The 25577-nt window shown below is 64.7% G+C and carries 23 protein-coding genes; 13 read left to right on the top strand and 10 right to left on the bottom strand.

What is annotated here, in order from left to right; all coding sequences use genetic code 11:
• The 3 genes from FVW27_RS04425 to FVW27_RS04415 form a co-directional block, all read right to left on the bottom strand.
• A partial coding sequence (locus tag FVW27_RS04425) for a TIM barrel protein (protein ID WP_167123080.1) occupies nt 1-328 on the bottom strand: 328 nt, incomplete at its 3' end.
• A 177-nt stretch (nt 329-505) separates the two neighbouring features.
• Nucleotides 506-1318: a GntR family transcriptional regulator gene (locus tag FVW27_RS04420; protein ID WP_167123078.1), complete on the bottom strand. Its 813-nt coding sequence runs from the start codon at nt 1316-1318 to the stop codon at nt 506-508.
• A gap of 228 nt (nt 1319-1546) precedes the next feature.
• Nucleotides 1547-3613, bottom strand: a complete 2067-nt coding sequence (locus FVW27_RS04415; RefSeq protein ID WP_167123076.1) for an elongation factor G — start codon at nt 3611-3613, stop codon at nt 1547-1549.
• A 753-nt stretch (nt 3614-4366) separates the two neighbouring features.
• On the opposite strand from FVW27_RS04415, the gene FVW27_RS04410 reads away from it, so the two are divergent.
• From FVW27_RS04410 to FVW27_RS04395, 4 genes are all read left to right on the top strand, one after another.
• Nucleotides 4367-4879 carry a hypothetical protein gene (locus tag FVW27_RS04410; protein ID WP_167123074.1) on the top strand — a complete coding sequence of 171 codons (513 nt, stop codon included), beginning with the start codon at nt 4367-4369 and terminating at the stop codon, nt 4877-4879.
• 389 nt (nt 4880-5268) lie between these two features.
• Nucleotides 5269-6582 carry an ATP-dependent nuclease gene (locus FVW27_RS04405; protein ID WP_167123072.1) on the top strand — a complete coding sequence of 438 codons (1314 nt, stop codon included), beginning with the start codon at nt 5269-5271 and terminating at the stop codon, nt 6580-6582.
• A 665-nt stretch (nt 6583-7247) separates the two neighbouring features.
• Nucleotides 7248-7511 carry a glutaredoxin family protein gene (locus tag FVW27_RS04400; protein ID WP_167123070.1) on the top strand — a complete coding sequence of 88 codons (264 nt, stop codon included), beginning with the start codon at nt 7248-7250 and terminating at the stop codon, nt 7509-7511.
• Entirely contained in the window at nt 7508-7852 is a 345-nt protein-coding gene (locus FVW27_RS04395) for a ferredoxin-thioredoxin reductase catalytic domain-containing protein (RefSeq protein WP_167123069.1), read from the top strand. The genes FVW27_RS04400 and FVW27_RS04395 overlap by 4 nt, the downstream gene beginning before the upstream one ends.
• Before the next feature lie 293 nt (nt 7853-8145).
• On the opposite strand, the gene FVW27_RS04390 is transcribed toward FVW27_RS04395, so the two are convergent.
• Together FVW27_RS04390 and cutA are read right to left on the bottom strand one after the other, a co-directional pair.
• Entirely contained in the window at nt 8146-9072 is a 927-nt protein-coding gene (locus FVW27_RS04390; RefSeq protein WP_167123067.1) for a carbohydrate kinase family protein, read from the bottom strand.
• Between the two features lies 1 nt (nt 9073).
• Nucleotides 9074-9394: a divalent-cation tolerance protein CutA gene (gene cutA, locus FVW27_RS04385; protein ID WP_015946556.1), complete on the bottom strand. Its 321-nt coding sequence runs from the start codon at nt 9392-9394 to the stop codon at nt 9074-9076.
• A gap of 429 nt (nt 9395-9823) precedes the next feature.
• On the opposite strand from cutA, the gene nth reads away from it, so the two are divergent.
• The 4 genes from nth (at nt 9824) to FVW27_RS04365 (ending at nt 13201) form a co-directional block, all read left to right on the top strand.
• Entirely contained in the window at nt 9824-10630 is an 807-nt protein-coding gene (gene nth, locus FVW27_RS04380) for an endonuclease III (protein ID WP_167123065.1), read from the top strand.
• Complete coding sequence (locus FVW27_RS04375; protein WP_167123063.1) at nt 10627-11460, top strand: ribonuclease H-like domain-containing protein; 834 nt, start codon at nt 10627-10629, stop codon at nt 11458-11460. Before nth ends, FVW27_RS04375 begins: the two co-directional genes overlap by 4 nt.
• Before the next feature lie 244 nt (nt 11461-11704).
• Nucleotides 11705-12676: a chemotaxis protein gene (locus tag FVW27_RS04370; RefSeq protein WP_167123061.1), complete on the top strand. Its 972-nt coding sequence runs from the start codon at nt 11705-11707 to the stop codon at nt 12674-12676.
• A 192-nt stretch (nt 12677-12868) separates the two neighbouring features.
• The gene (locus tag FVW27_RS04365) at nt 12869-13201 is read left to right on the top strand and encodes a PilZ domain-containing protein (RefSeq protein ID WP_167123059.1); all 333 of its coding nucleotides are present in this window, start codon (nt 12869-12871) and stop codon (nt 13199-13201) included.
• Nucleotides 13202-13402: 201 nt separating this feature from the next.
• On the opposite strand, the gene metK is transcribed toward FVW27_RS04365, so the two are convergent.
• Together metK and panC are read right to left on the bottom strand one after the other, a co-directional pair.
• The gene (gene metK, locus FVW27_RS04360) at nt 13403-14572 is read right to left on the bottom strand and encodes a methionine adenosyltransferase (protein WP_167123057.1); all 1170 of its coding nucleotides are present in this window, start codon (nt 14570-14572) and stop codon (nt 13403-13405) included.
• 142 nt (nt 14573-14714) lie between these two features.
• On the bottom strand, nt 14715-15566 hold the full coding sequence (panC, locus tag FVW27_RS04355; protein ID WP_167123055.1) for a pantoate--beta-alanine ligase: 852 nt from the start codon (nt 15564-15566) through the stop codon (nt 14715-14717).
• A gap of 323 nt (nt 15567-15889) precedes the next feature.
• Here panC and FVW27_RS04350 point away from each other — a divergent pair, with 323 nt between their 5' ends.
• Nucleotides 15890-16666, top strand: a complete 777-nt coding sequence (locus FVW27_RS04350) for a hypothetical protein (protein WP_208294624.1) — start codon at nt 15890-15892, stop codon at nt 16664-16666.
• Between the two features lie 169 nt (nt 16667-16835).
• On the opposite strand, the gene panB is transcribed toward FVW27_RS04350, so the two are convergent.
• Nucleotides 16836-17744 carry a 3-methyl-2-oxobutanoate hydroxymethyltransferase gene (panB, locus tag FVW27_RS04345; RefSeq protein WP_167123053.1) on the bottom strand — a complete coding sequence of 303 codons (909 nt, stop codon included), beginning with the start codon at nt 17742-17744 and terminating at the stop codon, nt 16836-16838.
• 513 nt (nt 17745-18257) lie between these two features.
• On the opposite strand from panB, the gene FVW27_RS04340 reads away from it, so the two are divergent.
• The 4 genes from FVW27_RS04340 (at nt 18258) to FVW27_RS04325 (ending at nt 22025) form a co-directional block, all read left to right on the top strand.
• Nucleotides 18258-19148 carry a flagellin N-terminal helical domain-containing protein gene (locus FVW27_RS04340; RefSeq protein WP_015946570.1) on the top strand — a complete coding sequence of 297 codons (891 nt, stop codon included), beginning with the start codon at nt 18258-18260 and terminating at the stop codon, nt 19146-19148.
• Between the two features lie 114 nt (nt 19149-19262).
• Complete coding sequence (locus FVW27_RS04335) at nt 19263-20324, top strand: DUF1848 domain-containing protein (RefSeq protein WP_341806076.1); 1062 nt, start codon at nt 19263-19265, stop codon at nt 20322-20324.
• A gap of 175 nt (nt 20325-20499) precedes the next feature.
• The gene (locus tag FVW27_RS04330) at nt 20500-21141 is read left to right on the top strand and encodes a DUF2238 domain-containing protein (RefSeq protein WP_243838207.1); all 642 of its coding nucleotides are present in this window, start codon (nt 20500-20502) and stop codon (nt 21139-21141) included.
• A 260-nt stretch (nt 21142-21401) separates the two neighbouring features.
• Nucleotides 21402-22025, top strand: a complete 624-nt coding sequence (locus tag FVW27_RS04325; protein ID WP_015946572.1) for an HD domain-containing protein — start codon at nt 21402-21404, stop codon at nt 22023-22025.
• Nucleotides 22026-23127: 1102 nt separating this feature from the next.
• On the opposite strand, the gene FVW27_RS04320 is transcribed toward FVW27_RS04325, so the two are convergent.
• Complete coding sequence (locus tag FVW27_RS04320; RefSeq protein WP_167123049.1) at nt 23128-24348, bottom strand: ABC transporter permease; 1221 nt, start codon at nt 24346-24348, stop codon at nt 23128-23130.
• On the bottom strand, nt 24348-25574 hold the full coding sequence (locus FVW27_RS04315; protein WP_167123082.1) for an ABC transporter permease: 1227 nt from the start codon (nt 25572-25574) through the stop codon (nt 24348-24350). The genes FVW27_RS04320 and FVW27_RS04315 overlap by 1 nt, the downstream gene beginning before the upstream one ends.
• Nucleotides 25575-25577 lie beyond the last annotated feature (3 nt).

Below are 25577 nucleotides of genomic sequence, written 5' to 3'. Positions count from 1 at the left end.
GCACCTTGCCCGCCAGGCAGTTCAACCGGGGCACGCCAAGGGCCTTGGCATAGGCGACGGCGCGGTCCACCCCGGCGCGGAATTCCGCCTCGCGCCCCGGCAGGGCGGCAATGCCGCGTTCTCCGGCGGCCCAGTCGCCCGCGGGCAGGTTGAACAACACCTGAGACAGGCCGTTGTCGCGCAGCAGCGCGGCCAGCGCTTCCGGGACGTGGTCGTAGGGAAAGAGGTATTCCACCGTGTCGAAGCCCGCAGCCCGCGCGGCGGCAAAGCGTTCGGTGAACGGCAGCTCCGTGAACAGCATGGTCAGGTTGGCGGCGAATCTGGGCATGGTCACTCCTTGTGGATGGAGAGGCGGCGGTTGCAGTGGCGGAACATTGCGGGCGGTTGCCGGGGGCAGGGCGGGGGGTGCCCGTACCGGGTTTGGTGATGTGTCCGGCGTCGTGCCCGATGGCGCTCAATTTCGGGGATGGAAAGGTGGTTGGGACTGCCGGGCGGGCAGGTTGTTTCAGGCGGCCTTGGGCGGCTCGTGGCTGTCGTCGTCAACATGTTCTGGCGACGGGGCCGGTGACGGTGACGATGTCGAGGTCGGCGCTTGCGACGAAATTGGCCTGTCCGGCGCGTCGACTTCTGCCAGCGCCAGCCGCAACGCCACCAGCGACGGCGCGATGTGGTTGCGCATGGCCGCTCCGCTGGCCGCCGGATCGCCCCGGCGCAGGCCATCGATGACGGCCAGATGGTCGGGCACGGTGTCTTCCCACGGGCGGGGGGTGCCGTGCAGGTAGGCGGCGGCCAGCATGCTTACCGGGTCCATGGCCGCGCGCAGGAACGGGTTGCCGGAAAGCTCGGCCAGCCGCCGGTGAAAGGCCCGGTCGCGCTCGATGTAGGCTTGGTGCGCCTCCGGCGTGTCCGGCAGGCTGGCCATGGCCCGCCATTCGTCGGCCATGCGGTCCGCCTCGTCCGGGGTAATGCGCAGGGCGGCCAGTTCTGCCGCCAGCGGCTCCAGCCGCTCGCGCAGTTCGAACAGCTGCACCAGCTCCTGCGTGGACAGTTCGCGCACCCGAAACCCCCGGCGGGGAATGGCCCGCAACAGCCCGTCCTGCGCAAGGCGTTTCAGCGCGTTGACCAGCGGGGTGCGGCTGACGCCAAGCCGCGCGGCCAGCGTCTCCTGCGCCACCCGCTGGCCGGGGGCCAGCACGCCGTCGGCGATCATGGCCCGGATGCGGTCATAGACCTTCTCGTCGAGGTTCTCGTGCCGGATGACGGCAAGGCCATCGGGGGCGGCGGTGGCGGTGTCGGTGGGGGGCGTGGGAAGCTTCATGCGTTGACCCTAGCCGGGGCTAAGGAATGGGTCAACCGTTTTGCATGCAGAATGCAAAAGTGAAGGGCTGTGTATCCGCCGGTCAGGCCTCCTGCCCGGTTGGGGTGGCCCCGATATGTCGTCGCGGTCTTGCTTCCCGTTTGCCGCAACGCAAGCGCCGCCCCCGGAACCCCGGAGGCGGCGCGAACGTATGCAGGTCTGCTCAGGCCACGACAGGAGCCGGCGAGGCTATTCCTCGCCGCGTTCCTTCCTGTAGTCGGCGATGACCTTTTCGGCCACCGGCGGCGGCGCTTCCTCGTAGTGGTCGAATTCCATGGTGAACACGCCCTGCCCGCCGGTCATGGAGCGCAGGTCGGGCGCGTAGCGCAGCACTTCGCTCATGGGCACGTGGGCCTTGATTTCGGTGATGCCCACCTGCGAATCGGACCCCAGCACCTTGCCGCGCCGCGACGACAAATCGCCGATGACGTCCCCCATGTATTCGTCGGGCACGGAAACGGTCAGCAGCACGATGGGTTCGAGCAGGGTGGGCTTCATCAGTTCCATGGCCTTCTTGAAGGCCAGCGAACCCGCGATCTTGAACGCCATTTCCGACGAATCCACCGTGTGGTAGCTGCCGTCGTAGAGCTTCACCTTGAAGTCCACCACCGGGCACCCGGCAAGGTACCCGCGCGCGGCGGCCTCTTGCACGCCCTTGTCCACGGCGGGGATGTACTGGCGGGGGATGGAGCCGCCCACCACCGCATCCTCGAACACGTAGCCGGAACCGCGCGGCAGCCCTTCCATTTCGATCCAGCAGTCGCCGAACTGGCCGCGCCCGCCGGACTGCTTCTTGTGCCGCCCCTGCACCTGGGCCTTGCCGCGCACGGTTTCGCGGTAGGGCACCTTGGGGGTCTTGAGCAGGATTTCGGTCTTGTAGCGGCGCCTGGCCTTTTCGACGGAAAGTTCGATGTGCAACTGGCCCATGCCGGAGAGCAGGATGTCGCTGGTTTCCTCGTCGCGGGCCAGGCGCAGGGTGATGTCCTCGTCCAGCAGCTTGTGCACGGCGGTGAACACCTTGTCTTCGTCGCCCTTTTCCTTGGGGGCGAGGGCATAGGTGATCAGCTGCGGCGGCATGGCCGGTTTGGGCAGCACGAAGGGGTTCTTTTCGTCGCACAGGGTGTCGCCGGTGCGGGTGCCCTTCAGCTTGGCCACGGCCACCACGGCGCCGGGCCCCAGCGCGTCCTTGCAGGGGGTCTGGGTCTTGCCGGTAAGGTACAGCAGCGAGCCGAGGCGTTCCTGCTCGCCCGTGGTCATGTTCTTCAGGGTGGATTCGGTGGAGACGGTACCCGAAAGCACCCGGATCAGGCTGAGTTGCCCCGCGAAGGGGTCTGCCAGGGTCTTGAACACGAAACACGCGGCGGGGGCGTCGGGGCTGCTGGCCCGTTCCTTGCCGTCCGCGTCCAGCCAGGCGGCGCGTTGCAGGGGCGAGGGCAGCAGTCGGTCGATGGTGTCGAGCAGCTGCGCGCCGCCCTTGTTTTCCATGGCGGCGCCAGCCACCACGGGCACCAGGTCGCCGGACAGCACGCCCTTTTGCAGGCCCATGGCCATTTCCTCGGGGGTCAGTTCGCCCTCTTCGAGGTATTTTTCCATCAGGGTTTCGTCGGCCTCGGCAATGTTCTCGATGGTGGTCTCGCGCAGGGCGGCCACGTCGTCGGCCATGTCGGCGGGGATTTCGCCTTCGGTTACCTTGCCGTCGGCGCCGAAGAACAGCGCCTTGCCCGCCAGCACGTCCACCAGCCCCTTGAAATTGGCCTGCTGGCCAATGGGCATGTACAGCAGCACGGGCCGCATGCCGAGAATGGCGGAAAGGCCCGAGAAGGCCATGTCGAAGTCGGCCCGGTCGCGGTCCACCTTGTTGATGAACACGGCGGCGGGCAGCCCGGCGGCCCGCACCGACTGCCACAGCTTGCGGGTGAGCGGCCGCACGCCGTCCACCGCGTCGATGACGAAAACGGCGGCATCGACGCCTGAAAGCAGGTAGCCGATGTCGCCGATGAAATTGCCGTCGCCGGGAATGTCGAGCAGGAAGTGGCGGGAACCGTTGCGTTGCAGGGTGGCCACCGAGGGCTGGATGGAACCGCGCCGCTTGGTTTCCTCCGGCTCGAAGTCGAGGGCGGTGGTGCCCTCCTCGATTTTGCCGAGGCGGCCGACCACGCCCGCCTGATACAGCAGCATTTCGGCGAGCGAGGTCTTACCGCAACCTCCGGTTCCTACGAGAGCATAGGTTCTTTGGGTCTCCAACGCCTTGGACATAATCCGTCTCCCTTGTTCCTGATGGTTGTGGAGATGAGATCCCTGCCGGGCAGGGCGCAGTGTCCATGAATGCGTGATGCCGCCAACAAAACCGTGTTCCGTTCGTGCTTCCTCGTGCGGGGCGTCGTCCCTGTGGCGTGGTGCGTCTGCGCCGTTCGTGCGGCATGTGTATGGCGGTGCGCGGTGCGGCGGGTGGTGTTGCCGCTGCCAGGGGCGTTGCCCCGTGTGCTCCGTGCCTTGCCGTGGCTGTCGTGCCTGCCGCAGTTGCGTTGTCGCGCGGGTGCGCTGTGCGCTGTCGGGCCTTTTCCCCCGTGTCGTGTGGCGTATCGTCCGGTTTTCGGGCGGTGATGCGGGTTGAGGGTTGCAGGGGCGCGGTGGCGGTTGGCAACCGTTCCGCGCGGGATTCGTGACCGTACCGGAACGCGCCACCGGGCCTTGCCGATGGCTTTCCAGTTACGTAAGTCATAGGAAGACGTTAAGAAAGATGTCAAGGGCAAACTGGCCGTCGCCCCGGCAATCCACGCCCCGCAACGGTTTGCGGGGATCATGTCGTTTCGGGGGGCGGATGGGTTGGAACTGGCCGGGGTACCGACGGGCACGACGTAGCGGCTGAAACGGGTTGGCCGCATCGAATTGGCGGCACCGGATTGGCGGCACCTGACCGGCTGTGCCGGTTCAGGGAGGTTGCCGGGGCCGTCCCTGCCGTTGGGCCCCACTTGCGCACGACGCACCTTTCGCGGCATGGAGTATGGCATGATACGCGGCTTGATTCTGGGCGGCCTGTTCGTCCTGCTGATTTACCTGCTGTTGCGCTACGTGTGGCGGACCAGGCCGGAGAACCCGCGCGAGGTGCTGCGCGAGGAACTTTCGCGCCGCCGGGCCGTGGGCGAAAGCGCCGCGGGCATGTCCGAACGGCTGCGCGATGTGGCCCGCGAACGGTTGCGCCCCGTGGCCGCAGCCCTTGCCGAAATGCGCGAGGAACTGCCCGAGGACCAGCGCTTCGACCTGCGGGACGACGGCGACACCCTGACCGTGGAGGCGGGCGGGCGCACCATCGTGGTCACCCACAACGCGCTCACTGTGCTGCTGGGTGACCGCGACGGTTCCGGGCACCCCGGCGGAGACGGCGTGCGCCGTCCCCTGCGCGATGAACGCTACGGCATCCGCGTGGACGGCGCCCTTGAGGAACACCCCGACCTTGCCTCCACCGTGCGGCGGCTGGCCTCGCTCATCGCCGACGCGGTGGCCGGGCGGCCAGTCGCGTAGCGGCTATGGTAACGTGCTGAATTTGTACGGTTGAATTGGAATGGTAGCCAGCGTTCATGGGGTGGAAATATTCAAACTAGCAAAGTGTGTGTTGTTTGTTGAAAAATGAATAATGCCATAGTATTTATGCGTATGGCTATGTGTGTATGGGTTGAGGTGTTGGCGGGTCATTAAAAGAACCGATGGTAGCAACAGTTATATGGTCCACGTTGTGATTTGGATTTTGCTGTGACCCATCTGGGAGGTCAAGAAGGTCACAGCAGGGCAGGTCCGTCTCCCTAAGGTATTGCCCAGATTGAATAAATCAATGCAGCATTTGGTATTCTTCGAATCTTGTTGTGAGCGTATGTTTTATTTTATTGCAGGCGAATGATATTTAGAGGTGGGGAATGTATCAATATGACCAGCGACCAAGTACTCGCGTCGCAGATAGTGCGAAGGTGTTATTCGATAAGATACGTGAAAGTGAATGCTCCGTATTTGTTGGTTGTAATAACTGCGGGAAGTCATTTCTGCTGAAGACGCTTACTCAGTTGTGGGGAAATGCGGCATCCTACATCGGGCCAGCGCGCTATCAGAACTTCAACTTGCTTGGATATTACACCCCGAATAGGAATAGGAAAAGTCAACGTTGGAATGAATTTTTAAACCAGTGGAGCCAGCAACAGCAGAATATTGATAACTCCCCAGTTAACTTGCAGCAAGCTATTGCTGAAATAACTGACTCTCAGCGTAATCTCTTGATTGAGATGGTTGAGTTGCTTCTAGGGACGCGGATGGAGATTAAGGAGACGGTTCCTGGCAATTCAATGTCTCAGAAGTATATATCTTGTAATGGGCACAATATATCTTATACAAGTTCGGGGTTTCGACTGATCGCAACGCTGTTGACAAGCTTGTTAAACACTGATTGCGATACTTTTTTGATAGATGAACCAGAGCTGGGGATCAGCCCTGAGGCCCAGGGGGTGCTAGCTGATTTTCTATTCGATCGGGAACGCCGAGCTAAATATTTTCCCCACATACGAACAATCGTCTTTGCAACACATTCAACGGTGTTTCTTGATCGCCGAGCTATCAGTAATAACTACGTCGTATCGAAGCAGGGAGATGAAATAGATTTGGCGCAGGTTTCAACGTTGGGAGAGCTAAACAAGGTTCACTTTTTTCTTTTGGGCAATCGCTTCGAAACTCTCTACCTCCCGTCTGCGATCCTGCTAGTTGAAGGTAAATGCGATTACCGTTTCATAGCACGAACGACAAGCATCCGTTTCCCTAATTCGCAGTTGAGCGTTATTTCTGCAAACGGAGACGCAAGAATCAAGGAAGTGCTAGCGATTGCTTGTGGGTTGCTAACTGATATTCAGCGGAGTCCATATCGAGATCGAATATTTGTGGTTTTGGACTCGGTTCATTCTGCTTCTCTGCCGGAACAGTTGGAAAAGATGGGGGTCATTCGTGAAAATATAGTTAAGTGGCCCTTAAATGGAATTGAACACTTCTATCCTCCTTCGCTAGTGGACAAAATTTTCCCCGGTACTGGTGAGCTTGAAATTGTCGGTGACTTGGTGTCACGCGGAGGTGTTCAGTACAACAAGAATGATCTGTCGGAAAAAATCGTAACTCTGCTTGAACACTCTACAGCACAACACCCTGACTTTGAGAGGCTTCTGCTCGCACCGCTTGCTCGAAGGATTGGGTAACGCCTCTTAAAAGAGGAGAGCGTGGTTATACTCTCGAAATGAATGTCGCAGGTTGAGTGTAGTTGTTTTTGTCACGCATCTAGGAGAACCATTTATTGGTTGATGAATTTGGAAGTGGTGAGACGCTTGTAACATGTTGTCGGGGAAGGTATTTTTTTGTGAATTATGGGAGTTGAGCTTCATTGTTATAAAAGAAGGCTTGATAAGCGTAGGGCAGGTGGCATGACAGAATCAGTAATAGTTAACCATGTTCTTTCGGTCAAAGGTCTACCAAGTAAGTTGCCGCGGTATAGAGTGAATGCCGCAATTGAGCCTAAAAAAATGTAGTCTATAGGTATCGATTCAGGAGTTCAAGGGTAGCGCCTTGCGGTACTAATTCAGGGGATATGTCTATGATTGTGAGCGGCAGTAGGTTTTACATAATGGATGCTTAGGATTTAACTTAAGTAATGCTAAAGTGACACGTCCCTCCCCCCTGTGCATGCTCTGAGCGGCGGGTGGTATCCCGCGCGTGATTCAGGTGCTTGGTTCCTTTGTGCAAATACTCGCGCCCTCGCGCCGATTGTCACGCCGGGGGGCTGCTGCTAGGATGCGCCAGCGGTTCGCGGTACCTCATCTCCATTCCACTGAACGTTGCGGCGCGCACGCCGAACGAGGTATGCATCATGTCCGACGATTCCAACGAAGTGAAACTGTTCGCCCTGTCCACCTGCGTTCACTGCAAGAATACCAAGCAGTATCTTGAAGAGCATGGCGTGGACTACAAGTGCGTGTTCGTGGACCAGCTGGAAGGCGACGAGCGCAAGGCGGTGCTGGAGGAAATCCGCGCCCACAACCCCAAGCTGTCCTTTCCCACGCTGGTTTGCGGCAATGGCCGGGTCATCGTGGGCTTCCACAAGGAAGACATCAAGGAGGCCCTGCAACTATGAGCGGCCCCGCCACCCCGCAGGCGCTGCATGACATGCTGCGCAAGATTCAGGAGCCCAAGGGCTACTTCTTCAACAAGGACATGGACATGACCATGCCCCTGCTGGAAAGCCTGCTGGTGAACAAGCAGCGCTACGGGTACATGGCCTGCCCCTGCCGTCTGGCCCTCGGCGAGTTCGAGAAGGACCGCGACATCGTCTGTCCCTGCGTGTACCGCGAGGACGACGTGAAGGAATACGGGGCCTGCTTCTGCGGGCTGTACGTGTCGCAGGCCTGGAACGACGACGAGATTCCCCACGACATCGTGCCGGAGCGCAGGCCGCCGGAGAAATTATTCGGATAGCAGCACCCACAGTTGATGCGGTGCGTTGACTGTTGATGGAGACGAAATGCCGCCGGACTTCCGAAAGAGTCCGGCGGCATTTCGTGTTGTTAATCCCGTTGTCCTGGTGTGGCTTCACGGCCAACGGCTAATTGTGTCCCTGTAAGGTCTCGCTTTCGGCAGGTGCCGGTCTACGGAAACCATACGAAAGTTTTGGGGGGAGGGGGCGCGGGGGAGGAGACCCTTTTGCAAAAGGGTCCCTCCCCCGCAAGGATTCGTTCTGTAACAAGCCAGCTTGCTATGTGGCGCAGGCGCTACCCGCCGAACGCGGCGTTGTGCCGCGCCGCAAACTGTTCGGGCGTGAAGGCATGTTCCTGGGTGCCGTAGTGCTCCACGCAAAAGCTGGCGCAGGTGGCGCCCATGCGGGCGGCCTCGGTCACGTCCTTGCCGTCCACCAGCCCCTTGATGAGGCCCGCGCGGTAGGCGTCGCCCGCGCCGGTGGGGTCCAGCACCCGGTCGGCCTTGACGGCGGGCACCAGCACCGGGCTGCCGTTGTCGATGCGCGAGCCGTGCTCGGACATGGTGGTGATGATCCACCCGGTGTGCTCCAGCAGTTCCGCCTTGGTGCGGCCCGTGGCCTTCATGATCATTTCCAGTTCGTAGTCGTTGGTGACCAGCATGTGCGCGCCGCAGATGGCCTCGTACAACTGGTCGCCGGACAGGGCGGGAATCTGCTGGCCGGGATCGAAGATGTAGCGCACGCCGCGTTCGCGGAACATGCGCGGCAGGCCCACCATGTCGTCCACGTTGCCGGGCGAGACGATGGCGATGTCCGCCTTGGCGTCCAGCGCGGGGAAGGGGTACTCGCACGGAAAGCGCATGGCCGCCGGGTTGAAGCCGGTGATCTGGTTGTCGCTCTGGTCGGTGGTGATGTAGGCCCCGGCGGTGAACTGGTCGTCCAGCCTGCGGATGCCGTCCTGCGGCAGGCCCAGCCTGTCCAGTTCCTCTGCGTAGCGGTCGAAGTCCTTGCCCACGCAGCACAGGATGTGCGGTGTTTCGCCCATCAGGGCCAGGCTGTAGGCAATGTTGCCCGCCGTGCCGCCGCGCTTTTCCTCCAGCCGGTCGATAAGGAAGCACACGTTCAGGATGTGTATTTTTTCCGGCAGGATATGGTCCGCGAACTTGCCGGGGAAATTCATGATGCGGTCGTAGGCGATGGACCCGGAAACGTAGATGGACATGCTAGGGCTCCTTGCGGGTTACTTCGTCGATCCAGCCGAGAAAGGCGGCGCTGCCGCCGGTGATGGGCAGGGTTGCCACACAGGGCACCTCGTAGGGGTGCAGTTGCAGCACCGCCTCGGTCAGGGCGGGTACGAGGGCGTCTGTGGTCTTGGCGATGAACGCGGTTTCGGTTTCGGTCTGGATGTCGCCCGCCCAGTGGTAGATGGACCGGATGGACCCCAGCACGTTGACGCACGCGGCAAGGCGGCGTTCCACCAGAATGCGGCCGATGCGCTCGGCTTCTTCCGGGTTCGGGGCCGTCATGTACACGATGACCGCCATGTGGACCTCCTGCGGCGTGGTATGCCGCCCGTGCGCCGTTGGCGTTGATGGTGCGCGGGGTGGCCGCGCGGTGCGGGCGGGCAGCGGGTGCGCGGGATGAAGGCATTCGCGCGCTGCGCCGCCCATGTGCATAGCGGAGAAGCCACCGCACGGCAACGCGATGATCACGGTTTCGGCACCCGAATGACGCGGGGTGGTGTGGTGGGGGATGACGGCGGCGGGGCGACGGCAGATGTCCCTGCGAAGGTGGGACGCGCGCCGGATGGGCGCGTGGATCCTTCCCTTTTCGCTGTGGTTGCGGGGCGTGCCCCGGCATGGCATATACTGGCCGCCGCGCGCGAACCGGCAAGCGGCTCGCATCCTGCCCGGCACTGTCCTTCCGTCCCGCTGCCCGGCAGCCGCGCGCATATCCCCATCACGGAGCCTTTCATGCAGACCGCCGACCGCGCGGCCAGAGTGCTCGAACTCCTGCGCCTGCGTTACCCCACCCGCGAAACGCATCTGGTGGCCCAGAACGCCTGGGAACTGCTGGTGGCCACGGTGCTGGCCGCCCAGTGCACCGACGTGCGCGTGAACCAGGTCACCCCCGGCCTGTTCAGCCGTTGGCCCGGCCCGGCAGAGCTTGCCCGCGCCACGCAGGAGGAACTGGAAGAGGTCATCCACTCCACCGGGTTCTACCGCAACAAGGCCACCAACCTGCTGGGCGCGGCCCGTCGCGTGACCGAGGTGCACGGCGGCGAGGTGCCCCGCACCATGGCCGAACTGGTGCAACTGCCGGGCGTGGCCCGCAAGACGGCCAACGTGGTGTTGTGGGGGGCGTACGGCATCAACGAAGGCATTGCCGTGGACACCCACGTCAAGCGCATCGCCTTTCGCATGGGCTTCACCGAATCCGTGGATCCGGTGCAGATAGAGCGCGACCTGATGGATATTTTTCCACGCGATGCCTGGGGCGACGTGAACCACATGCTGGTGTGGTTCGGTCGCCATGTGTGCGACGCGCGCGCGCCGCGCTGCGGCGAATGCGAGATGATCGAGGTCTGCCCGCGCCACGGGGTGGGGCAGAAGGATGGGGCGGCCCCCCGGAAGACTGCGGGGAGGGCGCCCGTCAAAGCAGTCGGCAAAGCAGCGGGCAAGGCAGGCACGGCGGGCACCGCCAAGGCAGCACCGTCCAACTCTGCGTCCAGGTCTTCGGCCACATCGCCCGCCAAGCCCCGCAACGGCGGCAAGCCATGATCACCTCCACTTTCCGCCATCTGCCCGGCGTGGGCGCCGCCTTCGAGGAACGCCTGTGGCGCGGGGGCTGCCTTACCTGGCAGGACGCCGCCGCGCGTGGCGACATACCCTGCCGCAGGCACGAGGCAGGCTCGTTTGCCCGTGGCATCGCCGATTCGCACGAGCGCCTCGCGGCGGGCGATGCCGCGTGGTTCGGCCAGCGGCTGGGCGCGGCGGACCAGTGGCGGCTGTTCGCCGCGTTCCGCCATCAGGCGGCCTACGTGGACATCGAAACCACGGGCCTCGGCTGGCCGGAATCGCACATCACCACCATAGCGCTGTGGGACGGGTTCCAGTTGCGCACCTATCGGCACGGCGACAACCTGGACGCCTTTGCCGACGACATCCGCGACTACAAGCTGCTGGTGACCTTCAACGGGCGCGGCTTCGATGCGCCGTTCATCGAGCAGACCTTCCGCCAGAAGCTGGACATGGCCCATCTGGACCTGCGCTGGGTGCTGAAGCCGCTGGGCTATTCCGGCGGGCTGAAGCGGGTGGAGCAGGCCTTCGGACTCGATCGCGGCGGCCTTGCCGGGGTGGACGGCTACACCGCCGTGCTGCTGTGGCATCACTGGAAGAACAGCGGCGACGATCGCGCCCTGGAAACCCTGCTGGCCTACAACGCCGAAGACGTGCTGACCCTGGAGCCGCTGGCGGTGCATGCCTACAATGCCCACCTGGCCGGGTTGCCTGCCCTGCCGGAGCATTCGCTGCCGCAGTGTCTGCGGGCGGAGAATCCCTTCCGCGCCAGCGCCGAGGTGCTGCGCAGGGTGGGCGTGCGGGCGGCCTGAGTCGCCGCCCCGCCGAATCCGGCTCCGCGTCCCGCGAGCAGCCCCGTTTCGCGTCCTTCTATCCGGCCACGTCCTCCCGCATGGGGCCGCATAACCCCCGCGCGTTTCCCGCGTCCTCCCGTCCCCCTTCCTGCCGTGCCCGCGGCGACAGGGCTATATTGTTGCGCCCAACGCTGAAAAACAATTGCCCGTGGCGCTCCGTGTGGCATACTGGGCCGCACGTCACGACTTTTCAGGGGGGCACATGAGCCAGACGAACATCCTGCTGGAATCGGGCACCAACGAGCTCGAAATCATCGAATTCTACATCGAGGAAACCCTGCCGGGGGGCGGGGTGTACCGTGGCTATTACGGCATGAACGTGGCCAAGGTGCTGGAGATCATCCGGCGCCCCACGGTCACTGGCGTGCCCAGCAAGCACCATCCGGCGGCGCTGGGCACCTTCAACCTGCGTGGCCGGGTCCTGCCCCTGGTGGACCTGGGCGGGTGGCTGGGCAAGCAGGTGGCGGCCAGCGACGCCCTGAAGGTCATCGTGTCCGAGTTCAGCGGCATGGTCACCGCGTTCCTGGTGTCCGGGGTCACGCGCATCCATCGCCTGAGCTGGAGCCAGGTGGAGGCCCCCGACATGCACATGCAGACCTACAGCGGCCAGTCGGTCATCGGGGTGGTGCGCTTCGAGGACCGCATCGTGTTCCTGCTGGACATGGAGAAGATCGTGGCCTCCATGAACCCCCGGGCGGACATCGGCGCGACGCTGGCGGCGGTGGAGCCGGTGGTGACGCAGGGCGAACAGTGGCACGTGCTCATCGCCGACGATTCCTCGGCCATCCGCAACATGATCGGCAGCACCCTGGAAAAGGCGGGCTTTCGCGTCACCCGCACCAGCAGCGGGCGCGAGGCGTGGGACGTGCTGGTCGACTGGCGCAAGCGCTCGGAAGAAGAGCGCAAGCACATTTACGACTACGTGGACCTGGTGGTGTCGGACATCGAGATGCCCGAAATGGACGGCCACAACCTGACCCGGCGCATCAAGGAAGACCAGGTGCTGCAAAAGCTGCCCGTGGTGCTGTTCTCTTCGCTGATCACCGACGCCCTGCGCCACAAGGGCGCCGCCGTGGGGGCCGACGACCAGATATCCAAGCCCGACCTGCCCGGCCTTACCGAACGGGTGCGGGGCCTTATCGAGCGGTTTCGTCAGGGGGCCAGCGCGGCCTAGTCCTGCCAGCGGGGAAGCCCGACCGGATGTTCCCGACGCCTCGACTAATGACGTTCCCATCCATTCGTGGGCATGATAGCGTGACCGCCGTTTCAGGGAGTGACGCGCCGGATGGGCTGGCGCGCATTCCGGCGGACCGCCCGGAGCACGCATGGGGGGGAGCCGCACGGCAGGACGAAAGGGGGAAACATCATGGAGCGCAGGCGTCACGCACGCATTTTTCTGAAGGCCTACGGGCTGAACCAATCTTGCCGGGTGCACATGGACGGCGTGGACCGCGTTGCCCAAATCATCGACATCAGCCCCGGCGGCTCGCGCATGCTGTTGGCCGACGGTGCTCCCATGCCCGCGCAGGGCGTGCGGGGTACCCTGGTGCGGGGTGAGAATTTTCAGTTGGCCTACCTGCGGGACGTGGCCTACACCGTGGCCTGGGTCAACGGCAGCGAGTTCGGGGCCAGCTTTGACGTGGACCTGGACGCCTCTGTGTCGGGCCTGCAGGCGGACCTGGCCGATCTGGCGGGATAGTGGCGGGATAGTGGCGGGATAGCGCAGGGATAGCGGCTGGATAGCGGCTGGATAGCGGCGGGCAGACGCCCGTTTTTCATTGCCTGCACGGGGGGCGCACAAGGGCCAGCTCCGGGCCGGAACATCAATGCACGCAAAAAGGGCGGGGAGCATGCTCCCCGCCCTGTCTTTTCTGGCTGACGGGCTTGCTTGCGCCGCGCGCTAGATCTTGGCGGCGGTGCGCAGGTCGGCCACGGCGTCGCACTGCTCCCAGGTGAACTCGGGCAGTTCGCGCCCGAAGTGGCCGTAGCAGGTGGTCTTGCCGTAGATGGGGCGGTTCAGGTCGAGGCGCTTGATGATGTGGTACGGGCGCAGGTCGAATACTTCGCGCACGGCGCGGGTCAGCACTTCGTCCGACAGTTCGCTGCTGCCCAGCGAGGACACCAGCACCGAAACCGGCTCTGCCACGCCGATGCAGTAGGCGATCTGCACTTCGCACTTGGGCGCCAGGCCCGCCTTGACCACGTTCTTGGCGATGTAGCGGCCCATGTACGCGCCGGAACGGTCCACCTTGGAGGCGTCCTTGCCCGAGAACGCGCCGCCGCCGTGGTGACCGGCGCCGCCGTAGGTGTCCTGGATGATCTTGCGGCCGGTCAGGCCGCAGTCGCCCATGGGGCCGCCGACGACGAAACGCCCGGTGGTGTTGATGAAGATTTCGCAGGCGTCGGCCATCAGGCCTTCGGGCAGCGTCTTCTTGATCACTTCCTCGATGATGCCTTCACGGATGGTGGCGTTGGACACGTTGTCGGCATGCTGCGAAGAGACCACCACGTTGTTGATGTGCACGGGTTTGCCGTCCACGTATTCGAACGAAACCTGGGTCTTGCCGTCGGGGCGCAGGAAGTCGAGAATGCCGTCCTTGCGCACCTGGGTCAGGCGCTGCGAAAGCTGGTGTGCCCAGTAGATGGGGGCGGGCATCAGGGTGGGGGTTTCATCGCAGGCAAAGCCGAACATCATGCCCTGGTCGCCCGCGCCCTGATCTTCGGGGTTGCCCCGGTCCACGCCCTGGGCGATGTCGCCCGACTGCTTGTCGATGGAGGAAATGACCGCGCAGGTCTTCCAGTCGAAGCCCATTTCCGAGCTGTTGTAGCCGATGTTGCGGATGGTCGATCGCACCACCTCGGGCAGGTCGGCAAAGCCCTTGGTGCGGATTTCGCCCGCGATGAAGGCCATGCCGGTAGTCACCAGCGTTTCGCAGGCCACGCGGGACATGGGGTCCTGCGCCAGCAGCACGTCAAGCACGGCATCGGAAATCTGGTCGGCAACCTTGTCGGGGTGCCCTTCGGTGACGGATTCGGACGTGAAGTAGTAGCGGCCTTTTCCGGGAATCATGCGGTCCTCCTGATGATGCGCGCGTGGCCCCGGCTGTGGCCTGCGCCCCTGCGCCGGTGTGGGCGGTGCGGGCGCTGCGGGCTTCGGGCGCGTTTCTTTGCGTGAGTTGCGGTTGTCTGTCCTGACGGGTCAGGGGTCGGAACTATTCTCCGGCCAGCAACATATTGTCGATAAGCCGGGCCTTGCCCAGGCGGAAGGCCACCGCGCACAGGGCTGCGTCGGTGATGCGCGCGAGCGGCTCCAGTGTTTCCGGATGCACGATGGAAATGTAGTCTTCCTGCGCCAGGGGCAGGTTTTCGCGCCAGTAGCGGCGCATGGCCTCGGCCACGGCGGCGGCGTCGCGCTCGCCCCCCTGCACCAGCGCCCGGCCAAGGGCCAGACCGTGGTGGATGTTGGGGGCCTGGGCGCGTTCTTCGGTCGAAAGGTAGATGTTGCGCGAACTCATGGCCAGCCCGTCCTGCTCGCGCACGATGGGGCGGCCCACCACGTCCACGGGCACGTTCAGGTCGCGCGCCATGCGGCGGATGATGGCCAGCTGCTGCCAGTCCTTCTGGCCGAACACGGCGGTGCGCGGCATGGCCAGCTGGAACAGCTTCATGACCACGGTGCACACCCCCCGGAAATGGGTGGGGCGCGAAACGCCGCACAGCGTGCCCGCCAGGGATGGCACCTCTATCCACGTGGCATGGCCCGCCGGAAACATGTCCGCGGGCTGCGGGGTGAACAGGATGTCCGCGCCGTTGGCCTCGGCCAGGGCGGCATCGCGTTCAAGGTCGCGCGGATAGGCGGCCAGGTCTTCGCCGGGGCCGAACTGGGTGGGATTCACGAACAGGCTGACCACCACCTTGTCGCCCACCGAGCGGGCGTAGGACATCAGGCTTTCGTGCCCGGAATGGTAGTAGCCCATGGTGGGCACCAGCACGGTGTGCTGGCCGTCGGCCCGCCAGCGCAGGCAGGTCTGTTGCAACGTGCGTGGGTCGGTGAGTATCTGCATATCAAGTTATCCGAATATTGTTGTGTAGGCGGGTATACACGCAGCCCGCCACGATGTCCAGCGAAAACGGCGTCCGATATGGGCGGCGCGAAGCGGTCCGGGGCTGATGCCGCGCCGACCCCCGGCAGGTTTGTCCGCGTGGCGTGCGAATCAGCAAATCCCGTACCGGCCCTGTGTGCGGTTCCGGTCTGGCGCTGCATGCCCGTCGCGTCCGGCCTCTCCGTTCGGCCTCACTTGACGGAGGCGGTGGCTGCGGGCAAGAGCAGGGTCGGGCCACCCGCGCCGGATGCGCGGCCCGCAACGTCAATATTCACGGGAGTCGCATGGTCGCGCCCAATTCCCACGACACGCCCGAAGCGCCGTGCGAGGCTGCGGACGGCATCGCCGCCGTGCGGGAGCCGTCGTCCCCTACGCCACGAACGGGTCGAGCGGGCCAATCGTTCCAGCCGTACCATCAGGGGCAACTGGACGTGTTCTGTGCCGTGTACGCGGTGGCCAACGCCCTGCGCTCCGTCCATCCGCTGGGCATGGGGCAGGCGCGACGGTTGTTCAACGACGTGCTGCTGGACCTTTCCCGCGATGCGGACGCCTTTCGCTCCGTGCTGTACAACGCCACCGATCATGACGCGCTGGTGCGGGCGGTACTGGAACGCGCCCGCCGCGACGTGCTACCGTTGCGCGTGGAGCGCCCCTTCGCGGCCAGCCCGGCCCTGCGCGTGACGGGCAGGGGGGACCCGGATGCGTCGTCATCCGTCAGGCGGGGCCACGGCCCGGATGCGTCTTCGCAGCCCACGCCCCGCGCGGTGTGGGAAGCCCTTGCGGGCTGGCTTTGCGGCGGGGCGGGACGGGCAGCCGTGTTGCGCTTTCATCGCTACCTGCCCTTCAAGGGCGACCCGGTGATTTCGCACTGGACGGCAGCGGGCATTCCGTTGGGCGATACGTTGTTCCTGCATGACTCCAGCCGCGAAGCCAACGCCATCCACGTCATCGAACGGGGCGGCTTCGTCACCGCACCGGAGCATCTTTCCGACGACAGGCTGTTGCTGGTGGAGCCGCGCTGCCTGTACCTGCTGGAGGCTGAGTCGCAGGACGCCCCGTAGCCGCGCAGTCGTTCAATTTCGCAGTTCCCCTGTTCTCTGGCTCCCCAACTGCGCCGTTCCCCACTCCAGCAGTCCCGCGGCGGAGCGGGCTTGCCGCCCGTCTCACTGCCGTTCGGCAGTGCGGCGGGCAGTGCCATTCCCTTCCCTGCTTCTTTTCTCTTTCTTGTCTCTATCTCTTCCCCTGACCGGTCACGTCCTTGTCCCCGCCCAGTTGGCGCAATTCCTCGTCGGGCATGGCAAAGCCGTGTTCCGGACCGGGAAACGCACCGCTTTCCACTTCCTGCTTGTAGGCGGTTACGGCGGCGGTCACCTGCCCGGCCAGGTTGGCGTAACGTTTGACGAAGCGGGGCACCATGCGGTCCTGCAGGCCCAGCATGTCGTGCAGCACCAGCACCTGCCCGTCGCAGTCCGGCCCGGCGCCGATGCCGATGGTGGGGATGGTCAGCGCGGCGGTGATGCGCGCGGCCACGGGCGAGGGCACGCATTCCAGCACGATGGAAAAGCAACCCGCCTGCTCCAGGGCCAGGGCGTCGTCCAGCAGTCGGCGGGCCGCGTCGGCGGTTTTGCCCTGCACCTTGAATCCGCCCAGTTGCGCCACCCGCTGCGGGGTGAGGCCGATGTGCCCCATGACAGGAATGCCCGCGTCCACCAGGGCGCGCACCTGCGGCAGGTACGGCCCGGCGCCTTCCAGCTTCACGGCGCGCACGCCCCCTTCGCGGAACAGCCGCCCGGCGTTGCGCAGCGCGTCCGCCGGGCTCGTTTCGTAGGACAGGAAGGGCATGTCCGCCACCACCAGCGCGCGGGTGACGCTGCCGGTCACCGCGCGGCAATGGTGCACCATTTCGTCCATGGTCACGGACAGGGTGTCGTTTCGGCCCAGCATGACCATGCCCAGCGAATCGCCCACCAGGATGATGTCGATGTCGCAACCGTCCACGAGGGCGGCGGTGGGGGCGTCGTAGGCGGTGAGCATGGCGATGCGCCGCGCGCCCTTGGCGGCGCGCACGTCCAGCGTGCCCACGGGGCGGCGTGTCTGCTGTTGGGGGGCGGAACGCTCCGGTGCCGGATGAACGCTCATGAAAGGCTCCTTGCTGTGCGCTGCGGGCGGGGTGCGCCCGGTGATGCGTTGGCGCTGCGCGCCGATGATCAGTCGGCGCGGGTTGCGTCCTGTGATGCGTTGGCGCTGCGCGCTGGGCAACCAGTCTACATCCCCCGCCGGGGCATGGCAAACCGCAGGGTACGCCTGACCATGCGAAGGGCATGGGAACCGGCTGGCGAAGCGGCGGATTGGTCGGGCAGACCATGTCTGCCTTTCCGGGCAAGTCGGGGGTATCGGGTAGCGGCGGGGACGGATCGGTCGCCAACCCGCGCCTGCTGCGGCCCCCTCATGTCCGCCCTGCATTCGTCCCGAATTCTGCCCGAATCCTGCCCGAATCCGGTTTATCCGGACAAGCGTAAAGAAAAGTGAAGGCCGCCCCCTATAGTTTCACATGGGCAGGCCGAAAAGAGGGGCATGAACGGCGGATGATCGCATGGATGCGGTCGGCGTGGTGCCCCGCCCGGAACGGCGCAATATTCATGGAGGAATATTATGTCTCTCGTAATCAATCACAACTTGATGGCAATGAATGCCGCCCGCAACCTCAGCTCGTCGTACGGCAACCTGTCCACGTCCGTGCGCCGACTGTCGTCGGGTCTTCGTGTTGGCGCCGCCTCTGACGACGCGGCCGGCCTGGCCATTCGCGAACTGATGCGTTCGGACATCGCCGCCCTGAACCAGGGCGTGCGTAACGCCAACGACGCCATCTCGCTGATCCAGACCGCCGACGGCGCCCTTGGCGTCATCGATGAAAAGCTGATCCGCATGAAGGAACTGGCCGAACAGGCCGCTACCGGTACCTACACCTCGGACCAGCGTCTCATCATCGATTCGGAATACCAGGCCATGGCCTCGGAAATCACCCGAATCGCCAACTCGACGGACTTCAACGGCATCCACCTGCTCAACGGCAACCTGTCCGGTGCCACCCACGACGGCTCCGGCCTCGTGTCCACCGGCAAGCTGAAGGTCCACTTCGGCTCGGCCAACGACTGCTCGGAAGACTACTACTACATCCGCATCGGCACCTCCACGGCGTCGGCGCTGGGCGTGGGCAGCCAGGCAGCGGAAGGCAAGGGCAAGTCGATCTCCACGCAGTCTGCCGCGCAGGCCGCCCTGGAAGGCATCGAGAACGCCATCATCTCGAAGGACAAGATTCGCGCGAACCTTGGTGCGCTCCAGAACCGTCTGGAAAACACCATCAGCAACCTGCAGATCCAGTCGGAAAACCTGCAGGCCGCCGAATCACGGATTTCGGACGTGGACGTTTCGAGCGAAATGACCGAATTCACCCGTCAGCAGATCCTGACGCAGGCTGCCGTCGCCATGCTCTCGCAGGCCAACTCCCTGCCGCGTATGGCCATGCAGCTGCTGGGCGGCTAGGGCACACACCGTAAGGTGGAGGGGTTTTGGCAGACACGCTCGACCGGGCCGCGCAAGCGGCCCGGTTTTTTTTGCGTCTTGAAGGTTTGCCGCAAACTGTACGATAGGATGCGCGTGAACGTTGACAGGGAGAAGAACGTGCAGGATTCCCCGGACTTTCAGGGGCGGGTGCTGACGCCCGGAATCATTTCCGTCAGCCGGTCCACGGATATTCCGGCATTTTACGCGGAATGGTTCATGCGTCGCCTGCGCGAAGGGTATGTGCGGTGGCGCAATCCCTTCAATCAGCAGGACTTCCGCATAGACCTACGCGCGGCGGGCGGCATCGTGTTCTGGACCAAGAATGCGAAGCCGCTGCTGCCCTACCTGGAGGAAATCCACGACAGGGGGTACGACTTCTATTTCCAGTTCACGGTCAACGACTACGAGGCGGAAGGATACGAACCCCGCGTGCCGCCGCTGGCGGAGCGCATCGAGACGTTCGCGGCCCTGTCGCGCCGCTGGGGACCCGAGCGGGTGGTGTGGCGGTATGATCCCATCTGCCTTGCCGAGGGGCTGGACGCGGACGGGGTGATGGAGCGCATCCGTCGCGTGGGTGATGCGCTGGCCCCGTACACGAGGCAACTGGTCTTCAGTTTCGTGGACGTGGGGGCCTATGCCAAGGTGCAGCGCAATGTCAAAGCGCAGCAGGAGCCGCTGCTGCGGGAACCCTCGTTCGATGAACAGGACCGGCTGGCGGAAATGGTCGCTGCCTATGCTGCCTCTCGGCAGCTCACTCCTGCGGCGTGCGGCGAGCGCAGGTCGTTTGCCCGTTACGGCATCAGGCCCAACAAGTGCGTGGACGGAGATCTCTTTGCGCGGATATGCCGCCCCGGCAACGTGAAGCTGCAACGGCATCTCGGCATCCGGCTTGACCAGCATGTGTTGGGCGTGCCGCAACGGCTGGAGACCCTGCTGCGCAAGGATCTGCGTAAAGACAGGGGGCAGCGGGCCGAGTGCGGGTGCGTGGAAAGCAAGGATATCGGCATGTACAACACCTGCGGGCACATGTGCGTGTATTGCTACGCCAATACTTCCGTGGCCGTGGTGGAAAAAAACAGGACCCGGCACCGGCTGGATGCGGACGGCATCATTCCGTTGCCGGAAAAGGGCGAAACCCCGGAAGGGGAAGTGTAGCCATCGCCAGCCGCCATTCGCCAGCAGGACGGCGGGCGAACCGGCACGTACGGGGCGGGTCGCATGTGTGGCCGTCTTTTTTCGTGTCGTCATCAGGCGGTTGTTTACAGTTGTCCGCCCCTGCGGCATCGTGCGCGCATCCCATCACCCTCTGTACCGCAGAAGAGAGGCCATCATGGTCACCCCCGCCGCGCATTCCCCCGAGATGCCAGCCGTTCCATCACGCCTGCCGGAAGTGCTGGCCGCCGTGTTCGTGGTGGTGTTCGTGGTGCTGGGCATCGCCCCGTACGACCGCACGGTGTGGTTTCTGGAATGCACGCCCGTGATCGCCGTCTTTCTGCTGCTGGCGGGCACCGCGCGCAGGTTCCGGTTCAGCAACGCCGCCTACCTGCTGATGGCGGTGTGGCTGTTCTGGCATACCGTGGGGGGACATTACACCTTCACGCGGGTGCCGTTCGGCGTCATTACCGATGCCTTCGGCTTTGCGCGCAACCATTTCGACCGCGTGGGCCATTTCAGCGTGGGCTTCTATGCCTACGCCTTCGCGGAACTGCTCACGCGCCGCCGCCTGGCCGGGCCGGTGGTGACCATGTTTTTCGCGCTGTTCGTCATCATGGCCGTGGCCTGCGGGTGGGAAATCCTGGAATGGCTGGTGGCCGACGCCGAGGGAGGCGAGGCGGGGCTGGCCTTTCTGGGCAGCCAGGGCGACGTGTGGGACGCGCAGAAGGACATGCTGGCCGACACCCTGGGGGCCGTGTTCGCGCTGGTGCTGTTCCGGCTGTGCGGCAGGCGCTGGGGGAGCATGGAGCCGGTGTAGGGCCGGCTGGGGCGCGATGGCCCGTGGTGCCGAAGGCAGACCGGTGCGACCAGGAACGGGGGACACGGGCGGGTTGTACTGATGTGCCCTGATCTGGTCCCGATGATTTGATATGGCTGGACGGCGGTGCAGTCCGGAGCGCCGGGCCGTTTGGACAGCGCAGAGGAAATGCCGTATGCCGGACGGGCGCGCCGCACGGCGCATCCGGCGGCTTGTCGCCGGGCGCTGGCGGCCGACGTCATTTCTTCCGGAGCCTTGCCATGACCGCCTGCAATCCCCAGTTGAACCTTCAGGGGCGCGGCCGCCTGAAGCGCATCGTCGATTTCCTGAACGAGGCGGGCATGCTGCGCCTCACGCCGCGCACCGGCTACCAGTTTCTCGGCACCGGCAACGAGAACGTGGCCGAACACTCCTTCCGCACCGCCATCATCGGCTACGTGCTGGCCCGCATGGCCGGGGCCGATCCTTCCCGTACCGCCATGCTGTGCCTGTTCCACGACTTTCACGAGGCGCGCATTGGCGACTTCAACTACGTCAATCGCATCTACAATACGTCGAAGCCCCGCGATGCCGTGGTGCACGCCGCCGAGGGCACCGGCCTCGAGGTGGACATGCTGGAGTTCTGGGACGACCTGGAGGCTTCGCAAACCCCGGAGGCGCAACTGGCCCACGACGCGGACCAGCTGGACCTGATCCTGAACCTGAAGCGCGAACTGGACCTGGGCAACAAGTACGCGGGCAAGTGGATGGAAAGCGCGCTGGAGAGGCTGCGCACCGAGGAAGGCCGCGAACTTGCCCGGACCATTGCCGAAACCGACCACACCGACTGGTGGTTTCTGGGGCCGGACCGGGCGTGGTGGGAGAGGAAGAACGGGAAGGAGTAGAGGGAGAGGGCGCTGCGCGGGGTAGGGATGGGGTTGCGCGCAGTTGGGCACGGCTTCTACGGAGGCCGTTGTGCCCTTTTGACCACGTTCGATTTCGTTATGTCTCCGACGGGTGTGGAAGGGATGTGCGCGGTTGCATCCGGCTTCTACGAAGGCCGTCGCGCCCCTTTGACCACGCCCGATTTCGTTATGTCTCCGACGGGCAAGGGGCCATTGAACGATGGCCCCTTGCATCCCCGCGAGGGGCTCCGCCCCTTGGAACCCCGTGTCGTCCTGCACCGCATTCTTTACGTTGGGCAGCTTCCCTGCGGCGCTGGCGCGCCTCGGGCGATCTGCCCGCCTGAATGCGCATGTGCGCAAAACTCCCGCCGTCCTTATCTCACTTGGGTGCTCTTAGCGCCACCCCCGTTGCGACGCATGTGCCGCCGTCAAAGCCCGGCGCCACACGCTTCTACGCACAGCACGCTTCCCTTGAGCAACATTCGGCCCTGCGCGGCTGGTCTGTCGTTACAATGAGGCGCGGCGTCAGGCCCATCAGGTAAAGTGTAACATGCGCGCAGATTGCGCCCTCAGCCGAAAATCGCCGCCGGAGGGTTTGCGACGGGTACGCCTTGGCGTTACAGGGGCATCCCAAACCGACCGAAGGTACACGCGCGGACCGCGCCTTCACCAAGGCGACGAGAGCTTCGCGCACATCGCATTCCCGTCGCCAGATCACCCGAAGGCGCTCCGGCGCCGGAGGGAAGCTGGCGGCGAAGGAATGCGGTGCAGGATGTGCGGGGATAAAGGCACCGGAGCTACGCTATGATGTCGGGAGTCTTGCGCACATACGCATTCAGCCGGGCAGATCGCCCGAGGCGCGCTAGCGCCGCAGGGAAGCTGCCCGGCGTAAGAATGCGGTGCAGGATACGTTGGGGGTCCAGGGGTGGCGAAGCCCCCCTGGAGCGCGGGGATGCAAGGGGTCGCCGCTCTGCGGCCCCTTGCCCGTCGGAGACATAACGAAATCGGGGGTGGTCAAAGGGGCGCGACTGCCTTCGTAGAAGCCGTGCTCAACCGCGCACAACCTCTCCCATCCGCCGCTGACAGCACCCACCACGCCCACTTACTCAGGATTCCTGAGCACCTCCAGCACCTCCACCCGCGACGCCTGCCACGCCGGATATGCCCCGGCCACCAACCCCAGCAACACCGATGCCACGCAGGCCCCGACAATCAGCAGCGGGTCGTACAGGTACGGAAAGTCCCCCAAGGCGTACACCACGGTGACGATGCCGACTGCCGCCAGCACGCCTGCCGCGCCGCCCACCCCGGCCATCACCCCGGCCTCGGCCAGAAACTGGCGGATAATCACCGTGCGGCTGGCGCCCACGGCCCGGCGGATGCCGATCTCCAGCCTGCGGGCGCGCACCAGCAGGATCATGATGGACAGGATGCCCAGCGCGCCCACGGCAAACGAGATGGACGACGACAGCACGCCCAGCGTCCACACCAGGTCCAGCGCCTGGTTGCGCAGCCGGGCGGAATCCTGCGCCGAGATGACCGAAAAGTCGTCCTTGCGGCTGGGGCCCATGTGGTGGCGGCGGCGCAAAATGTCGGTGACGGCGGCCTTGGCGGCAGCCTCGTCGTTCTGGTCGTGCAGGTTCATGAACACGCCGCTGATCCAGTCCTGATTGGTGAAGCGGCGCATGTACGTGGACAGCGGGGTGAACACCATTTCGTCAAGGTTGGCGCCGGTCACGTCCTGGCCCTTTTCGGGCAGCACGCCCACCACCAGCACGTTGGCGCGAAAGAAGAACACCTGCTTGCCCACGGCGTCCGCCGGGTCGTTGAACAGGCGCTGCGCAATGGCGTAGCCCAGCACGCATACCTTGGCCTGCGTGGCTTCCTCTTCCTCGTTGTAGAAGCGGCCATGCTCGGTTTCCAGCATGCGCACCTGTGCATAGGCCGGGGGCGATGCCATGAGCTGGCTGCCCGTCTTCACCCGGCCATAGCGCACCGGCATGGAGCCGCTGGCATAGGGCACGCCCAGCCGCACCTGCGGCACGGTGCCCAGAATCTCGCGGGCGTCCTCCAGGCTGAAGGTGGTGGTCATGCCGGTGACGCGGGTGGAACCCTCGCGCCGGAAGTTGGCCTGCCCGGACAGGGCCTGCAACAGGTTGGGACCAAGGCGCTGCGTTTCGATGTCGGCCTTCTTGACCATGGCCTTCGAGATGTGCAGCACGGCGGTAAGCGCCAGTGCGCCCAGAAAGACCCCCAGCATGGCCAGCACCGTGCGCATGCGGTGGGCGGCCAGAGAACGCAGGGCAATGCGCAGCCGCTGCATCACTCACCCCCGCGCAGGGCCTGGATGGGGTCCAGCGCCGCGGCCTGCCGCGCCGGGCGCAGGCCGAACACCAGCCCCACCGCCGTGGCGGCGGCCAGGGCCAGCAGAAACACCTTGGCCGACAGCACCATTTCGATAAGCCCCAGACGTTCCAGCATCTGGCCCATCAGCGCGCCCAGCAGCACCCCGCCCACGGCGCCGCACAGGGTCAACGCCAGCGATTCCATGAGAAATTGCAGCAGGATGGCCCGCCCCGGCGCGCCCAGGGCTTTCTTGAGGCCGATCTCCACCCGCCGCTCGGTGACCGAGAGCAGGAACAGGTTGGCCAGCACGAAGCCGCCCACGATCATGGCCGCCGTCGCCGTCACCCCCAGAAAGAGCACCAGCCCCCCCTTGATCACGGACAGGAATTTCAGGACCTCGCGCGCGGTGAGTATGGTGAAGTCGTCGGGGTCTTCGGGCGCCAGGCGGTGCAGGTGGCGCAGCAGGCTGCGCAGGTCTTCCACGTGGGCGTCCATGCCCGCCACGTCCTCGAACTTCACGCGCAGGGCGCGGAAGTAGCGGCGGTCCATGTTGAAGCGCTGGGTCAGCGTGGTGAGGGGGATGATCACTCGGTCGTCCACGCTGCCGCCGCCGCCGGACATGCCCCGGTACTGCAACAGCCCCACCACGGTGAACGGCACGCCGGACATCAGGAAGGTACGCCCCACGGGGCTTTCGTCGCCGAACAGTTCGCGGGCGGGCCTGTCGCCCAGCAGGGCCACGCGCGCGCCGCGCTGCACGTCTTCCGCCGTCAGGTCGCGGCCTTCCACCAGCGGCCAGTTCCAGGCCCTGGCGTAATTTTCGGTGGTGCCCGCCACCAGTGCCACGTCGTAGTTGTTGGATTCGTGCTTCAGGCGCACGTTGCCCTTGGAGCGCATGGGCAGCACGATGTACGCGCCCGGCAGCGACTGGCGGATGCGCGCCGCGTCCTCCCAGGTAAGGGTAAGGGTGCGGGCGCCCACGGCGCGGTTGACGATGTTGCCGCCGAACACCAGCACCGCGTCCGGCCCGAACATGTCGGCGATTTCGTCGGCCTTCTTGGACGCGCCGTCCACGGCGGCCACGATGACCGTCAGCGAGGCGATGCCCAGCGACACGGCGGCGATGACGAAGAAGCTGCGCAGGCGGTAGGCCAGCAGCGCGGAAAGGCCCAGCGTGGCGGCGCGCCAGCCCTCGCGGGCCAGCGC

The sequence above is a fragment of the Nitratidesulfovibrio liaohensis genome (genome assembly GCF_011682075.1).
GTDB classification, from domain to species: Bacteria; Desulfobacterota; Desulfovibrionia; order Desulfovibrionales; family Desulfovibrionaceae; genus Cupidesulfovibrio; species Cupidesulfovibrio liaohensis.
Note: the sequence above shows the minus strand (reverse complement) of the source record. Positions and strands in the feature narration are given on the sequence as shown.

Coding starts and splice junctions, on each gene's coding strand:
- FVW27_RS04420 (WP_167123078.1), bottom strand. CDS start 1,318: ATGAAGCTTCCCACGCCCCCCACCGACACCGCCACCGCCGCCCCCGAT.
- FVW27_RS04415 (WP_167123076.1), bottom strand. CDS start 3,613: ATGTCCAAGGCGTTGGAGACCCAAAGAACCTATGCTCTCGTAGGAACC.
- FVW27_RS04410 (WP_167123074.1), top strand. CDS start 4,367: ATGATACGCGGCTTGATTCTGGGCGGCCTGTTCGTCCTGCTGATTTAC.
- FVW27_RS04405 (WP_167123072.1), top strand. CDS start 5,269: ATGTATCAATATGACCAGCGACCAAGTACTCGCGTCGCAGATAGTGCG.
- FVW27_RS04400 (WP_167123070.1), top strand. CDS start 7,248: ATGTCCGACGATTCCAACGAAGTGAAACTGTTCGCCCTGTCCACCTGC.
- FVW27_RS04395 (WP_167123069.1), top strand. CDS start 7,508: ATGAGCGGCCCCGCCACCCCGCAGGCGCTGCATGACATGCTGCGCAAG.
- FVW27_RS04390 (WP_167123067.1), bottom strand. CDS start 9,072: ATGTCCATCTACGTTTCCGGGTCCATCGCCTACGACCGCATCATGAAT.
- cutA (WP_015946556.1), bottom strand. CDS start 9,394: ATGGCGGTCATCGTGTACATGACGGCCCCGAACCCGGAAGAAGCCGAG.
- nth (WP_167123065.1), top strand. CDS start 9,824: ATGCAGACCGCCGACCGCGCGGCCAGAGTGCTCGAACTCCTGCGCCTG.
- FVW27_RS04375 (WP_167123063.1), top strand. CDS start 10,627: ATGATCACCTCCACTTTCCGCCATCTGCCCGGCGTGGGCGCCGCCTTC.
- FVW27_RS04370 (WP_167123061.1), top strand. CDS start 11,705: ATGAGCCAGACGAACATCCTGCTGGAATCGGGCACCAACGAGCTCGAA.
- FVW27_RS04365 (WP_167123059.1), top strand. CDS start 12,869: ATGGAGCGCAGGCGTCACGCACGCATTTTTCTGAAGGCCTACGGGCTG.
- metK (WP_167123057.1), bottom strand. CDS start 14,572: ATGATTCCCGGAAAAGGCCGCTACTACTTCACGTCCGAATCCGTCACC.
- panC (WP_167123055.1), bottom strand. CDS start 15,566: ATGCAGATACTCACCGACCCACGCACGTTGCAACAGACCTGCCTGCGC.
- FVW27_RS04350 (WP_208294624.1), top strand. CDS start 15,890: ATGGTCGCGCCCAATTCCCACGACACGCCCGAAGCGCCGTGCGAGGCT.
- panB (WP_167123053.1), bottom strand. CDS start 17,744: ATGAGCGTTCATCCGGCACCGGAGCGTTCCGCCCCCCAACAGCAGACA.
- FVW27_RS04340 (WP_015946570.1), top strand. CDS start 18,258: ATGTCTCTCGTAATCAATCACAACTTGATGGCAATGAATGCCGCCCGC.
- FVW27_RS04330 (WP_243838207.1), top strand. CDS start 20,500: ATGGTCACCCCCGCCGCGCATTCCCCCGAGATGCCAGCCGTTCCATCA.
- FVW27_RS04325 (WP_015946572.1), top strand. CDS start 21,402: ATGACCGCCTGCAATCCCCAGTTGAACCTTCAGGGGCGCGGCCGCCTG.
- FVW27_RS04320 (WP_167123049.1), bottom strand. CDS start 24,348: ATGCAGCGGCTGCGCATTGCCCTGCGTTCTCTGGCCGCCCACCGCATG.